At 69.0% G+C, this 13,983-nt stretch carries 10 protein-coding genes; 7 read left to right on the forward strand and 3 right to left on the reverse strand.

What is annotated here, in order from left to right; all coding sequences use genetic code 11:
- Window positions 1–18 precede the first annotated feature (18 nt).
- The 4 genes from H629_RS0105320 to H629_RS0105335 all read left to right on the forward strand — a co-directional run bounded on the left by H629_RS0105320 (window position 19) and on the right by H629_RS0105335 (window position 4,530).
- Entirely contained in the window at window positions 19–1,161 is a 1,143-nt protein-coding gene (locus H629_RS0105320; protein ID WP_024356264.1) for a mandelate racemase/muconate lactonizing enzyme family protein, read from the forward strand.
- Window positions 1,162–1,751: 590 nt separating this feature from the next.
- Window positions 1,752–2,990 (forward strand): substrate-binding domain-containing protein, encoded by a 1,239-nt coding sequence (locus H629_RS0105325; protein WP_161607979.1) that lies wholly within the window; start codon window positions 1,752–1,754, stop codon window positions 2,988–2,990.
- Window positions 2,991–3,080: 90 nt separating this feature from the next.
- On the forward strand, window positions 3,081–4,031 hold the full coding sequence (locus H629_RS0105330) for an NAD(P)-dependent oxidoreductase (RefSeq protein WP_024356266.1): 951 nt from the start codon (window positions 3,081–3,083) through the stop codon (window positions 4,029–4,031).
- Window positions 4,032–4,119: 88 nt separating this feature from the next.
- Entirely contained in the window at window positions 4,120–4,530 is a 411-nt protein-coding gene (locus H629_RS0105335) for a carboxymuconolactone decarboxylase family protein (RefSeq protein WP_024356267.1), read from the forward strand.
- A 112-nt stretch (window positions 4,531–4,642) separates the two neighbouring features.
- On the opposite strand, the gene H629_RS0105340 is transcribed toward H629_RS0105335, so the two are convergent.
- Together H629_RS0105340 and lhgO are read right to left on the reverse strand one after the other, a co-directional pair.
- Window positions 4,643–7,438: an FAD-binding and (Fe-S)-binding domain-containing protein gene (locus tag H629_RS0105340; protein WP_024356268.1), complete on the reverse strand. Its 2,796-nt coding sequence runs from the start codon at window positions 7,436–7,438 to the stop codon at window positions 4,643–4,645.
- Entirely contained in the window at window positions 7,435–8,682 is a 1,248-nt protein-coding gene (gene lhgO, locus H629_RS0105345) for an L-2-hydroxyglutarate oxidase (protein WP_024356269.1), read from the reverse strand. The genes H629_RS0105340 and lhgO overlap by 4 nt, the downstream gene beginning before the upstream one ends.
- Window positions 8,683–8,722: 40 nt before the next feature.
- Here lhgO and H629_RS0105350 point away from each other — a divergent pair, with 40 nt between their 5' ends.
- A complete protein-coding gene (locus H629_RS0105350; RefSeq protein ID WP_024356270.1) occupies window positions 8,723–9,448 on the forward strand; it encodes a GntR family transcriptional regulator in 726 nt (241 codons plus the stop codon).
- A 170-nt stretch (window positions 9,449–9,618) separates the two neighbouring features.
- Window positions 9,619–11,310 carry a dihydroxy-acid dehydratase gene (locus H629_RS0105355; RefSeq protein WP_024356271.1) on the forward strand — a complete coding sequence of 564 codons (1,692 nt, stop codon included), beginning with the start codon at window positions 9,619–9,621 and terminating at the stop codon, window positions 11,308–11,310.
- Between the two features lie 67 nt (window positions 11,311–11,377).
- Here H629_RS0105355 and H629_RS0105360 read toward each other — a convergent pair whose 3' ends face one another.
- Window positions 11,378–11,983, reverse strand: coding sequence for a class I SAM-dependent methyltransferase (locus H629_RS0105360; protein ID WP_029746604.1), 606 nt, complete (start codon window positions 11,981–11,983; stop codon window positions 11,378–11,380).
- A 191-nt stretch (window positions 11,984–12,174) separates the two neighbouring features.
- Between H629_RS0105360 and hflX the strand changes: the two genes are divergently transcribed.
- Window positions 12,175–13,845, forward strand: a complete 1,671-nt coding sequence (gene hflX / locus H629_RS0105365) for a GTPase HflX (protein ID WP_024356272.1) — start codon at window positions 12,175–12,177, stop codon at window positions 13,843–13,845.
- Window positions 13,846–13,983: the final 138 nt, after the last annotated feature.

Here is a 13,983-nt window from a genome sequence, read left to right on the forward strand (position 1 = left end):
ACGACCGAAGGAGTCCTCGTGAAGATCGTTTCCGTTTCAGCGCGCGACGTGGGGGTGCCCCTCAAGACGCCGACCCGAATCTCGACGCGGGAGATCCTGGCCCGCCACTACCTGTTGATCAACGTCGAGACCGACGAGGGGGTCGATGGGATCGGGTACGCCTACTCGGGAACCATCGGGGGAGAGGCCTTCGTCAAAGTCGTCGAGGATCTGATCGCGCCGCTGGTCGTCGGGGCCGACGCTCACGACGTGGCCGGCATCTGGGCCCGCGTGTATCAGGAGGGGCTGCTCGCCGGCCGTCGCGGTCTGCTGATCCGCGCGCTCTCGGCGGTCGACATCGCGCTGTGGGACGCCAAGGCCAAGAGCGCGGGCCTTCCGCTCGCCGCCTACCTCGGCGGTGATGTCACCGCGCTCGTCCCGGCCTACGCTTCGGGCGGGTACTACCTGGCGGGTGAGACCGATCCGGCTCGAGCCGTGCGCGAGGAGATGGAGCTCAATCGCGAGCGGGGTTTCGCCGATCACAAGATCAAGGTCGGCGCACTGCCGATCGCGGGTGACGCCGAGCGCATCGCCGCGGCTCTCGAAGTGATCGGCGGCAGCGGTCGTCTGGCCATCGACGCCAACAACGCCTACGCCGATGTGCCGGAGGCGCTCGCCGCGATCCGGGAATTCGAGCGCGCAGCCGGCGACCATCAGCTCTGGTGGTACGAGGAACCGCTGTCGCCGGACAAGATCGCCGGCCACGCAGACCTGGCGAGGCGTGTGAAGACTCCGATCGCCACCGGCGAGATCCACCAGACGCGCTGGGACTTCCGGCAGCTCATCGAGAACCGGGCCGCCGACATCCTGCAGCCGGACGTCGGCGTTCTCGGCGGCATCACCGAGTACCTGCGCGTCGCCGCGGCCGCTGACGCCTTCGATCTGCCCACGGCGCCCCACTGGCACGCGAACATTCACGCGCACCTCGCCGCGGCGCTGCCGAACACCGTGGCCGTCGAGCATTTCATCCTGGAGAAGGACATCTACAACTTCGAGCGGATCGTGACGGAGGAGACGCGTCTGCGGTACGCGGACGGCGGTCTGCGCCTCAGCAGCCGGCCCGGCATCGGCGTCGCCTTCGATGAGGACATGATCGCGTTCTTCTCTCGAGGGAGGGGATGAAGGGACGGGCGATGCGGGAAAACGCGAGCGCATGCCCCGCTCATCGCTCGTCGCTCGCGTCCGAGGCGGGGGAGCGGGGCCGGTGGCGAGGGGTGAGCGCGGGACGTCGCACCGCCGCAACCCGAGACTGGTTTCGATCGGGTTACGAACGGATTGCAGATAGCATGTGGCATGCAATGTCTGCTAGCGTGTCCGACGAGGGTTCGAGCGCGGGCGCTCCGAAGGGCAGGATCGTCCAGGATGAGTTGTCCGGCGGTTATGATCTGCGGTGGTTCTCGCGCGCGGCTCTCGGGGGTGTTCCTGTGAATGCGAAAAGGGTGTCGAGGGTCTTCGGAGGTGTCGAAGCACCGCGAGACGCACCGGAGTCGATGGGTCGGAGTGAATGCGACGATTCCAATGAGGTAGGAATACGGTATTACGGTACGACTGTATTCGTGTTACGGTGCTCTTGGGGGGCACCCCGGTTTTGAGAACGAGGGCGTTCGCGTTGTGTGGAGCGACCAATCAATGAGGATTAGGAGTCTGTGATGGGTGATCGGCTTCGAGTCAGGGGCGTGGCGGGTAGGGTCGCTGCGGTTCTGGTCTCTGGGATGCTGTTGTTCACGGCGGCGTGTTCGTCGGGTGGCGGGGAGATCGCGGGAGCTCCGGGGGGTGATGGGGCCGGGGCGTATACGCAGATGCGTCCGGGTGATGCTGAGCCGACGGAGCAGGATACGGAGGTGCTGGAGGCGCTTCCGGCGTCGGTGCAGGAGTATTACGAGGGGTTCTGGAACAGTACTCGGTTGGGGCCGAATCCGTATGCGGATTATGAGGCTCCGGAGGGTCCGTGGAAGGTGTGTTACGCGGATTCGTTCCAGGGGAACACGTGGCGTATCGAGGGTCTGGAGGTGGCGCAGGGTCTGGTGAAGGATCTTGCGGCGCAGGGTCTGGCCGAGGGTGAGATGACGGTCACGAATGCTGATAATGATGCGACGCTGATGGCGAATCAGGTCAATAGTCTGGTGCAGCAGGGGTGTGATCTGATTCTTGCGATGCAGCCGCCGTCGATCGGGGTGTGCCAGGCGTTTGATCAGGCGTTGGCGGCCGGGGTGCTGACGGTGGTGATGCAGTCGGGTACGGAGTGCACGAGTGTGATCCATTCTGATTTCGGTGCGTTCGCGGCTGCGAAGGTGACTGCGGATTGGCTGGTGGATCAGATCGAGTCGTCGGGCAGTTCCGGGAACGTGGTGATGTGTAACGGTATTCCGGGTGTGGCGACGGCGGAGGCGCGGCAGTTGGCGGCGCGGCTGGCGTTCGAGGATGCCGGTCTGAATGTGGATGAGATCACGGGTGAGTGGGATTCCGCGGTGATCAAGTCGCAGATGGTGAATTACCTGAGCACGCATCCGGGTGAGATCGCGGGTGTGTGGGATGGCGGGGTGTGCAACGTTCCGGTGAACGAGGCGCTCTCGCAGGCTGGTCGTGACGCGGTTCCGGTGACCGGGTTCGAGGGTCCGTGCAATGCGATGGCTCAGTGGGAGTCGACGGGTGCGGAGTCGATCTCGTTGTCGGCTGGTGCGGGGCAGGGTGTTGTGGAGGCGATGAAGGTCGCGCTGCGGATGCTGTCGGGTCAGAAGCCGGTGGTGAACACGTTGCTGTATCCGCCGCAGGTGATCACGGCTGACAATTTCGATGAGTACTACGATCCGGCGATGACGTTGAACAGTGTGTGCTCGACGCAGCCGGTGGGTGGTGAGTCGGTGCCGGATAGTTACTACGACGATCTGTTCGAGGGTGGTGATCCTGCTCCGAAGCTCGCTCCGGTGCTGACCACTCTCCCCATCGAATAAACGGCTCGGGGCGGGGCGGATTTCGACCGCCCCGCCCCGGTGATCCCAGGCGACGGGCCTGACGACCCGCGGACGAAAGGTGCAATGACAATGAACGACACGCCCCCTGGCGGAACTGATCTCACCGGCCCGGTGCTCTTCATCGGGCTCGGCCGCATGGGTGCGCCCATGGTGCAGCGGCTCACAGCCGCCCACCCTGTGCTCGTGCACGACGCCGACCCCGAGGCCGTCGCCCGCGTGGCGCAGCTGCCCGGGGCCGAGGCCGTCGCCGACCTCAGGCGCCCGCCGCAGGATCTCGGCGCGGTGATCCTCATGCTGCCGAACAGCGCGATCGTCGAGTCGGTGCTGCTCGGCACGACCGCGGAAGGCGGATCCGGCCTCCTCGGCTCGCTCCGACCGGGCGTCCGCATCATCGACATGAGCTCGTCGGAGCCCGAGAGCACGCAGCGGCTGCACGCGCTCGCGAAGGCCGCCGGCATCGACTACGTGGATGCACCCGTGTCGGGCGGCGTCGCCCGGGCCGAGACCGGTGAACTCTCGATCATGGTCGGCGCGGAAGACGACGCCCTCGTCGCGGTGAGGCCGCTGCTCGAGCGCATGGGAAGCGCGATCGTGCACGTCGGCGGCCCGGGGTCCGGGCACGCCGCGAAGGCCATCAACAACATCCTCTCGGCGAGCAACCTCGTGTCGGCCGCCGAGGCGCTGCTCACGGCCGAGCGCTTCGGGATCGCCCGAGAAACGATGCTCGACGTGATCAACCACTCGACGGCCCGCAGCCAGGCCAGCGAGGTGAAGTTCCCCCGTCACATCGAGACGGGCGCCTACGACAGCGGCTTCTACTTCTCGCTCATGCTGAAGGACATCGGCATCGCGAGCACCCTCATCGAGCGGTACGGGCTCAGCGCTCCGAACCTGCTCGAGGCCAAACGGAGCGCCGAGGCCGCCTTCGAGCTGTTCGGCGACGCGGGCGTCTCCGGAGGGCCCCTCGATCACACCGAGCTCGCGCGGTACGTCGAGGTGAAGAACGCGGACCCGGCGTGACCGGGCCGACAGGCCGGCGGGGCGCTCCGCCGGACGAACCGCAGTACCCCCAGAGACCGCAGCACCATCAGAGACGAAGGAACAGGAAATGACGGACGATCCGCAGGCATACATCAACGACATCGCGGAGAAGCGCGGCTACGTGCTCGACTACCACAAGGTGATGGCCAAGAACGACTTCCCCGTGCTGCAGGCGGCGAACCACGTGGTGTCGGCGGCGTACCTGGACGAGCGGCTGCTCGACCGCAAGACCAAGGAGCTCATCTTCATCGTGAGCCTCACGGTGATGCGGGCGTCGAAGGGGCACATCCAGTCCCACATCCGCGTGGCGCTCGACCTCGGGCTGTCGGCGCAGGAGATTCTCGAAGCGATCGAGATCGCCCTTCCGGAGGCGGGGATCGTCGCCTTCCAGGCGGGCGTCGAGGCGTGGCGGGAGGTCGTCGGCGCCGAGGGCATCGAGCCGCAGGTCAGCGTGCACGAGGGCGGCTCCGGCGTCTGAGCCCCGAGACCGAACGAGGCGCGGCCGCGGCGGAGGTGATCCGCCGCGGCCGCGCCTCGTTCGGGGAGGCGGCGGGAATCGCCTCCGAGCGTGCGGCGGGGATCCCGCCGCGCTAGCGCATCGCGCGGTTGAGCAGCTGCCCGAGATGCAGCCCCTCAGTCGCGCCGAGCTGGTCGGCCTGCGTGCGGCAGGAGAGGCCGTCGGCGAGGAAGACCGTCGTCTCGGCTTTCGCGCGCAGGGCGGGCAGGAGGGCGTTCTCGGCGACCGCGACCGACATCTCGTAGTGGCCGGCCTCCATGCCGAAGTTGCCGGCGAGCCCGCAGCACCCGGCGAGCGTCTCGACCTCCGCGCCGAGCAGGCGCATGAGCTCGACGTCGGTGTCGAAGCCCATCACCGAGTACTGGTGGCAGTGCGGCTGCACGAGCACCCGGGTGCCCGTCAGGTCGATGCGCCCGTGCGTCCCCGAGCGGTGGCGCAGCAATTCGGCGAGGGTCCTCGTGCGCTCGGCGACGGTCGCGCTCCGGGGGTCGTCGGGCAGCAGCTCCAGCAGATCGGACCGCAGCACCGCGGTGCACGAGGGCTCGAGGCCGAGGATCGGGATGCCCTGCTCGGCGTAGGGTGCGAGCTCGTCGAGCAGGCCGGTCAGCCGCTTCTTGGCGCCGTCGAGCTGACCGGTGCTGATCCAGGTGAGTCCGCAGCAGACCGGAGCGGGGATGATCACACGGTAGCCGGCCCGTTCGAGCAGGCTCCGAGTCTCGGCCATGATCTCGGGGGAGAAGTTGTTCGAGAAGGAGTCCGCCCAGAGCACCACCGCCTCGCCGCTCGCCGATCCCGCCCGATCGCGGGCGGCTCTCCGCGCACTCGTGAAGGATCGCTTGAACCTCGGGATGCTGCGCCGGGTGTCCATGCCGCCGAGCTTGAGCACGAGCTTCTCGATGCCCGGGACGCGGAGCGCGGCGTTCGCCAGCGGAGCCGCGGGGGAGGAGAGCTTCGCCCACCGGGGCAGCCAGCCCAGGGTGTAGTGACTCACGGGCCTGATGCGGCCCCGGTACTTCTGATGCTGCACCTCCGACTTCAGCGCAGCCATGTCGACCCCGGCCGGGCAGTCGAGCGAGCACGCCTTGCACGAGAGGCAGAGGTCGAGGGAGTCGGCGACCTCGGGCGAGCTCAGCCCGCCCACGAACGTGCCGTTCGCGGCTTCCTGCAGGATCCGCGCCCGCCCCCTCGTGGAGTCCTTCTCGTCACGGGAGGCCTGATACGACGGGCACATGAACCCGCCGTTCTCACCGTTGTCGGCGCGGCACTTGCCGACGCCCACGCAGCGGTGCGCGGCTCGGCTGAGGTCGCCCCCGTCCTCGAGCAGCGCGAGGCCCTGGGCGAAGATCGGCGCCGCCTGAGGCCTGCGCAGATCGGAGGTGAGCGGCAGCGGATCGATGATGACCCCGGGGTTCAGCAGGTTCTGCGGATCGAACTCGTCCTTGAATCGCGACATCAGCGTGAGCGCTCGGGGCGAGTACATGTACTGCAGCAGTTCGCCGCGTGCGCGGCCGTCGCCGTGCTCTCCCGACAGCGATCCGCCGAAGCGCGTGATCAGCTTGGCGGCGTCGTGCATGAAGTCGTGCAGCACGTCCCCGTTCTGCTCGAGCGGGAAGCTCAGACGCACGTGGATGCAGCCGTCGCCGAAGTGGCCGAACGGCATCCCCTCGATGCCGTAGCGCGCGCAGAGCTCGTCGAACTCCGTCAGGTAGTCCCCGAGGTGCTCGGGCGGCACCGCGGCGTCCTCGAGGCCGGGCCAGGCGGGAACGCCGTCGGGCGTGCGCCCGGCGAGGCCGACGCCGTCGGCTCGGATCCGCCACATGGCCTGCGCCTCCTCGCGCGACGGGACGACCCTGAAGTGCGACGTGCCGGAGACGTCGAGGAACGACGCGATCGCGGCGTCGACGTCGGCGACCGCCGAGCGGTCGATCTCCACGAACAGCCAGCCGTCGCCCGGCGGCAGCTCGGGTACGCGCGCGCCCGCGCGGTGGTTCAGCACCGACTCGAGCAGGCGCCGATCCATGCTCTCGATCGCGATGGGCCGGTGCGGGATCATGTGCACGACCGAGCGCGCAGCGGCCACCATGCTCGGGTATCCCAGCACGATGAGCAGCGGATCGCGGGGCGCCTCCACGAGCTTCACCGTTGCCTCCGTGATGAGGCCGCAGGTGCCCTCGGTGCCGACCATCGCCTTCGTGAGATCGCGCCGGTTCTCGGGGAGCAGATGCTCGAGGGAGTACCCGGAGACCTGCCGGGCGAACCGTCCGAACTCGGTGCGGATGGTCGCGAGCTCCGACTGCACGAGATCCTCGAGGGTTGAGGGGAGCCCCTCCATCCGCCCCGTCTCGAAGACGCGGCCCCGGCCGTCGACGAAGGTGAGCGAATGCACGTTGTCGGCGGTCTTGCCGTAGTGGAGCGCCCGCGGTCCGCAGGCGTTGTTGCCGATCATGCCCCCGATCGTGCAGCGCGTCGCGGTCGAAGGATCGGGCCCGAATCGGAGACCGTGCGGCAGCGCCGCCCGCTGCAGCTGCGAGAGCACGACTCCCGGTTCCACTCGCGCGAGGCGCGCCTCCGGGTCGATCTCGATGATCGTGTTCAGGTGCCGCGACGTGTCGAAGACGATGCCGGATCCGACGGCGTTGCCGGCCACTGAGGTTCCGGCGCCGCGGGCGGTCAGCGGCACGCCGTACGTGCGCGAGGCCTCGGCCAGCAGCTCGATCTCCTCGGAGTGGCGGGGGAACGCGACCGCCTCGGGGACCACTCGGTAGTTCGACGAGTCGCTCGAGTACTCGCCCCGCCTGCGCTTCGAGCGGTCGACCTCGATCCCCGATCGTTCGAGGAACGCGTACGCCTCGTTCGTCACTGCGGTCATGCCCGGCGCTCTTCCGCGGAGGAGGGGCCGCCGGCCCCTCCGTTCTCGCCAGCGCCGAGGCCGATCATGTCGGCGATGTGCTCGGCGATCGCCATCGATGAGGTCGCGGCCGGCGAGGGCGCGTTGCGCACGTGGGTCACGCACCCCGACCGCTCGATGACGAAGTCCTCCTCGAGGGCGCCGTCTGAGCGCATCGCCTGTGCGCGCACGCCCCGTGTGCCGGGCAGCAGGTCGCGGCGGTCGATGCCGGAGATGAAGTCTCTCGACTGCCGCGCGAAGGCGCGTCGCGTGTTGCCCTCGAGCTGCTGGATCGCGCTGCGGACGTTGCGTGCCGCGAACTTCCAGAACGCTGCGGTGCTGGCGATCTGCAGGCTGTCGCGCAGCGAGAACGACAGGGGCGAGTAGCCCTCCCGTCGGAAGGACAGGAAGGCGCTCGGACCGACGAGCACGCGCCCGTCGATCATGCGCGAGAGGTGCACGCCGAGGAAGGGGAATGCCGGATCCGGCACGGGGTAGATGAGGCCCTTCACGAGGTCGGCCTTGGGCTCGGCGAGCGTGTAGTAGCTGCCGGCGAAGGGGACGATCGCGGGGAAGCGGCCGCCGCCCGTGGTCTTCGCGATGCGATCGGACTGCAGGCCCGCGCAGACGATCACCCGGTCGAACGCGAGCCGCTCGCCGCCGAGCTGGACGACGGCCCCGCTGTCGGATCCGGTCACGCCCGTCACCCTCGCGCCGAACCTCAGCTCGGCGCCGCGCTGCTCCGAGAGGTCGAGGAGCTTGCGCGTGATGGCCGCGTAGTCGGTGATGGCCGTGGAGGGGGAGTGCAGCGCCGCGATGCCGTTCGCGTGCGGCTCGACGCGGCGGATCTGCTCGAGGCTGCGCAGGATCTCGATGCCCGGCACGCCGTTGGCCTGGGCGGTCTCGGCGATCTGCTCGAGCCGATGCACCTGCGTCTCGTCAGTCGCGATGAGCAGCTTGCCGCACTCGTCGTAGGGGAGACCGTGCTGCTCGGCGAACGCCTTGACGAGCGCGACACCCCGGCGCGTGAGCGTCGCCTTCAGGCTGCCGGGCGTGTAGTAGAGCCCGGCGTGCACGACACCGGAGTTGTGCCCGGTCTGGTGCAGCGCGGGTGCGCTCTCCTTCTCGAAGAGCGTGAAGGAGCAGTCCGGATGTCGCTCGGTCAGCAGGTGCAGGAGCGCGGCGCCGAGAATTCCTCCGCCGACGATACCTATGGAGGTTGACATGATCCGAAACCGATGCTTTCTGTGTCTATAGTGGGTGTTCATGGAGAAGTTCGTCTTTGGGGAAACCGCATCGAACAGTCTCGTCGGCGTCATCCGTCAGGCGATTCTGAGCGGACGCTTCTCACCGGGCACGCTGATTTCGACGAGCGCGCTGGCGAAGGAGCTGGGGGTGTCGCGCACACCGGTGCGCGAGGCGCTGCTCCAGCTCGCCCAGGCGGGGATGGTGCAGTTCGAGAAGAACCGGGGCGCCCGCGTCGTGGGCACCTCGATTCCCGAGCTCATCGGCGTCTTCCAGGTGCGGCTGCTGCTCGAGGTGCCGTTGATCGCGCGGGCTGCGCAGATCGCGACGGGGCCCGATTTCGCCGAGGTCGAGCTCATGCACGAGAAGATGCAGCAGGCGTCGGCGAACGCCGACTACGACGAGTTCCTGAGCGCCGATCGCGATTTCCATCTCGCTCTGCTGCGCATCGCCGACAGCCCGCGAGCGGTCTCGATCGTGCAGGATCTCCGCAACGTGGTGCTGACGCGCGGGGTGGGCACGGTGCCGAACAGCCGCTCCACGCGCGACATCATCGGCGAGCACGAGGCGATCCTCACGGCCGTGAAGGCCGGGGACGCGGCCGCGGCCGCGGACGCCACCCGGCGACATATTCTCAGTACTGCATATCTGCTGATCAACCAGGAGAGCAAGGGCCAGGAGGAGTACAGTCGCGAGCGTGTCGCCGAGCTGCTCGACTGGGTCGGCAAGGGCGAGTTCCCGGGCTGACGGCTCCGTCATGAGTCTCACCATCGCTTTCTGAGTTCGCCCCTCTGATCGACGTGGGATACATCTTCACACGATTTGCATGTAACATGCAATAAGCAATGCAGCACGCCCGTGCCCCGCCTCGCTCGGACCCGGGTCTCCGTGTCGATGAACCAAGGAAGGATCAGAGAATGACGGATCAGAAGGGCTTCGCGGGGCGTCTGACCTCGTACGGCGACCCCGGCTTCTCGAAATATCTGCGACGGGCGTTCCTGTCCTCCGCGGGGTACGACGCCGAGGATCTCGAGCGGCCGATCGTGGGCATCCTGAACACGACCTCCGACTACACCACCTGCCACCGGGACATGCCCCAGTTGATCGAGGCGGTCAAGCGCGGGGTGCTCGAGGCGGGAGGGCTCCCGTTCGTCTTCTCGGCGATGTCACTGGGCGAGATCCTGACGAACCCGACGACGATGCTCTTCCGGAACCTCATGGCGATGGAGGTCGAGGAGCAGCTCGGCAACCAGCCGATGGACTCGGTGGTACTGCTGGGCGGGTGCGACAAGACGGTGCCGGCGGAGCTCATGGCCGCCGTCTCGAGCGACATCCCCTCGATCGCCCTCGTCGTCGGGCCCATGATGACGGGCAACTGGCGCGGCGAACGCCTCGGGGCGTGCACCGACTGCCGCCGCATGTGGGCCGACTACCGCGGAGCCGGCCTCGACGCGGAGGAGATCGCCGAGGTGACCCAGCAGCTCTGCCCCACCTCGGGCACCTGCATGGTCATGGGCACCGCCTCGACCATGGCGTGCGTGACCGAGGCGCTCGGCCTCATGCTGCCGACGGGCGCGACGGCCCCGGCCGTGTCGAGCGACCGGCTGCGCCTCGGCGTGCGGACGGGACGCGAGGCCGTGCGGTTGATCGGCGACCCCGTCACCCCGCGCGAGATCCTCTCGGAGGACTCGTTCCACAACGCGATGACCGTGCTCTCCGCGATCGGCGGATCGACGAACGCCATCATCCACCTGACGGCGATCGCCAGGCGCATGGGCATCCGGCTGACGCTCGAAGACTTCGACCGGGTGTCGGCCGCGACGCCGCTCCTCGTCGACTGCAAGCCCGCGGGCAAGGGATACCTGCCCGACATGCACATCGCCGGGGGAGTGCCGGCGCTGCTGGCCGAGCTGAAGCCGCTGCTCAGGCTGGATGCGAAGACGGTCACCGGCAAAACGCTGGGCGAGCTCATCGAGACGGCGACGAACGACACGCGCTGGCAGACCACGATCCGCACGCTCGAGGATCCGCTCGGGGATCCTGGGGCGCTCGTAGCGCTCAAGGGATCGCTCGCGCCCGAGGGCGCCGTGCTGAAGGTGGCGGCGGCATCGGGGCGCTTCAACACGCACCGGGGTCCGGCGGCGGTGTTCGACTCGCAGGAGGATCTGGAGGCGCGCATCGACGACGAGTCGCTCGGCCTGACCGAGAACCACGTCATCGTGCTGCGCAACATCGGCCCCGCGGCGGCGGGCATGCCGGAGGCCGGATCAGCCCCGATCCCGCAGTACCTCGCGAGACAGGGGGTGCGCGACATGGTGCGGATCAGCGACGGCCGCATGAGCGGCACGTCGTACGGAACGGTCGTCCTGCACGTCGCTCCCGAGTCTTCCAAGGGCGGGCCGCTGTCGCTGGTGCGCGACGGGGACCTCATCGAGCTCGACGTCGAACGACGGGTGCTCGATCTGCTCGTGGACGAGCAGGAGCTCGCACGCCGCACGCCCTCCGAGCCGAGGGCGATCGGACGGGAGCGCGGCTACCGCAAGCTCTACCACGACAACGTGCTGCAGGCTCCGGAGGGCGCAGACCTCGGATTCCTCGTCGCCGACTGAGCGCGCACGCGCTCGCGGGCACGCGGCTGGCGACCGGCGCCGGGCAGGCGCGAGACGGGGCCCGCGGCTACGCCCGCGCCTCGATGACGTGGAACCCCTTGTCGCGGCCCGCTCGCGACACCTCGAGCCCGGGGAACTCGGCCGCGATCCAGCGCTGCAGCGAGTTCGCTCCCAGGTGCTTCGCGACCACCAGGTAGGCGGCGCCTTCGGGCCGCAGCCGGGGCAGCCAGAGGCGCAGGATTCCGTGCAGCACCTCCTTGCCGACACGGATCGGCGGGTTCGAGCGGATCTCGGCGAACGAGAGGTCGTCAGGCACCTCTTCGGGGGCGGCGACGCGCAGTCTGCCGAGGCCGAGGCGGCGCGCGTTCTCGCGGGCGAGTTCTCGCGAGCGGGCGTTCACGTCGATGGCCCAGACGTCGCGCTCGGGGGCGATGAGAGCGGCGTCGAGCGCGATCGGCCCCCAGCCGCAACCGATGTCGAGCACGGGCCCGGCGGGGGCGGCGTCGAGGCCGGGCGCGGTGCGCAGCAGCACCTCGGTGCCGCGGTCGAGGTGGTCGGGGCTGAACACGCCGCCCGCGGTGAGCACGGTGCGGGGCGAGCCGCCGAGCACCGCTTCGATCTCGCGGGGGCGGAAGTCGCCGGAGGGCGCCTCGGAGAAGTAGTGCTGGGTCACCCCCTCAGTATCCCAGGCCGCGAGATCGGTCGTGACCGGCAGGTTCTTCGGATCACGCCGATGCCGCGGATCCGGCTCCGCGTCCCGATCCGAGATATCGGTGAGCCCCGAAACACGGTCGAGTGCGGCGGATCGCGCTGTGGGCGAACGACCGACACGCGCGGGGCGATCCGACGTACACTGGAGGCCAGATGACAGAACGTTTCACCGAAGAATCAGACCTCGACGACGCCGTCGCGAACGACCCGGCGGATCACGGCGGCGTCGCCGACGCAGAGCGTGCTGCGCGCCAGGAAGCGCCCTCGGACGCGGACCCCGCCCCCTCCGACAGCACCGACCCTCTCGACCGGCTGCTCGCGCGCGCGGCGCGCGGCGGCTCGGCTACCGTGATCCGCGACTCGAGCGAGCGCGGGTCCGGCGTCGACAACCTGACGGGAGGCGCGCAGGCGCTCGGCGACGCCGCTCACGATCGGCTCGCCGAAGACCTCGAACTCATCCGCCTCGAACGCGAGGAGCGCGCCTCGCTCACTCGTGTGGGCGGCCTCTCCACCGAACTCGAAGACGTCACCGAGGTGGAGTATCGCCAGCTGCGGCTCGAGAACGCGGTGCTCATCGGCGTGTACACGGGCTCGGCCCGCAACGGGCTCGACGACGCCGAGAACTCGCTGCGCGAGCTGGCCGCCCTCGCCGAAACGGCGGGAGCGCGCGTGCTCGACGGCTTGCTGCAGCGCCGTGCGAACCCCGACCCCGCCACCTACCTCGGCAAGGGCAAAGCGCAGGAGCTCGCAGAGCTCGTGGCCGCGGTCGGCGCCGACACCGTCGTGGCCGACACCGAGCTGGCCCCCAGCCAGCGCCGCGCGCTCGAAGACGTCGTGAAGGTGAAGGTGATCGACCGCACCGCGGTGATCCTCGACATCTTCAGCCAGCACGCGAAGAGCCGCGAGGGCAAGGCCCAGGTCGAGCTCGCGCAGCTCCAGTACCTGCTGCCGCGTCTGCGCGGCTGGGGCGAGTCGATGTCGCGCCAGGCCGGCGGCCAGGTCGGTTCGGCCGGTGCGGGCATGGGCTCTCGCGGCCCGGGCGAGACCAAGATGGAGCTGGATCGCCGCAAGATCCACACCCGCATGGCGAAGCTGCGCAAGCAGATCGCAGGCTTCGCCCCGGCGCGCGATGCGAAGCGCGCGAACCGCAAGCGGGGCGAGGTGCCGTCGGTGGCGATCGCGGGCTACACGAACGCGGGCAAGTCGAGTCTGCTGAACCGGCTCACGGGCACGCAGGAGCTCGTGCAGAACCAGCTCTTCGCCACGCTCGACACGGCCGTGCGCCACGCCGAGACCGCCGACGGGCGCAGCTTCACCTACGCCGACACTGTCGGCTTCGTGCGCAATCTGCCGCATCAGCTGGTCGAGGCGTTCCGTTCGACCTTCGAGGAGGTGGGCGACGCCGACGTGATCCTGCACGTGGTCGACGGTTCGCACCCCGATCCCGCAGCCCAGCTGCGCACGGTGCGCGAGGTGATCGCGGAGGTCGACGCGCAGGGCATCCCCGAGATCGTGGTGTTCAACAAGGCCGATCTCCTCGACGACTCGCAGCGTCTCGTGCTGCACGGGCTCGCGTCCGATGCGGTGTTCGTGTCGGCGCGGTCGGGCGAGGGCATCGAGGAGCTGCGGCGGCGGATCGATGCGGCGCTGCCGGTTCCGGATCGCGAGGTCACCGTCGTGGTGCCGTACGACCGCGGCGAACTCGTCGCCGAGCTGCACGAGCGCAACCGCGTGCTGTCGACGGAGTACGTCGAGCAGGGCACGCGGGTGCGCGCGTACGTGACGGGCGAGATGCTCGCGAAGCTGGAACCCTATCTGGCCTAGGCGGATCCGCTCGCGCGACTGCGCGCCGAGCGGTCGTAACACTTCGTAGTTCATACGGCGCAACATGCGGGCTCCGCGTCGGTGGTGCGGGATAGCGTGTGGAGCACCGGACAGCTTCCGGCATCCCACGCCCCCGAA

This window comes from Leucobacter chironomi DSM 19883, from assembly GCF_000421845.1.
In the GTDB taxonomy this organism is placed as follows: Bacteria; Actinomycetota; Actinomycetes; order Actinomycetales; family Microbacteriaceae; genus Leucobacter; species Leucobacter chironomi.

Excerpts from the sequence above, each read along its gene's own strand:
- H629_RS0105335 (WP_024356267.1), top strand. The coding sequence starts at position 4,120 with ATGACGGACGATCCGCAGGCATACATCAACGACATCGCGGAGAAGCGC.
- hflX (WP_024356272.1), top strand. The coding sequence starts at position 12,175 with ATGACAGAACGTTTCACCGAAGAATCAGACCTCGACGACGCCGTCGCG.
- H629_RS0105325 (WP_161607979.1), top strand. The coding sequence starts at position 1,752 with ATGCTGTTGTTCACGGCGGCGTGTTCGTCGGGTGGCGGGGAGATCGCG.
- H629_RS0105355 (WP_024356271.1), top strand. The coding sequence starts at position 9,619 with ATGACGGATCAGAAGGGCTTCGCGGGGCGTCTGACCTCGTACGGCGAC.
- H629_RS0105350 (WP_024356270.1), top strand. The coding sequence starts at position 8,723 with ATGGAGAAGTTCGTCTTTGGGGAAACCGCATCGAACAGTCTCGTCGGC.
- H629_RS0105330 (WP_024356266.1), top strand. The coding sequence starts at position 3,081 with ATGAACGACACGCCCCCTGGCGGAACTGATCTCACCGGCCCGGTGCTC.
- H629_RS0105340 (WP_024356268.1), bottom strand. The coding sequence starts at position 7,438 with ATGACCGCAGTGACGAACGAGGCGTACGCGTTCCTCGAACGATCGGGG.
- lhgO (WP_024356269.1), bottom strand. The coding sequence starts at position 8,682 with ATGTCAACCTCCATAGGTATCGTCGGCGGAGGAATTCTCGGCGCCGCG.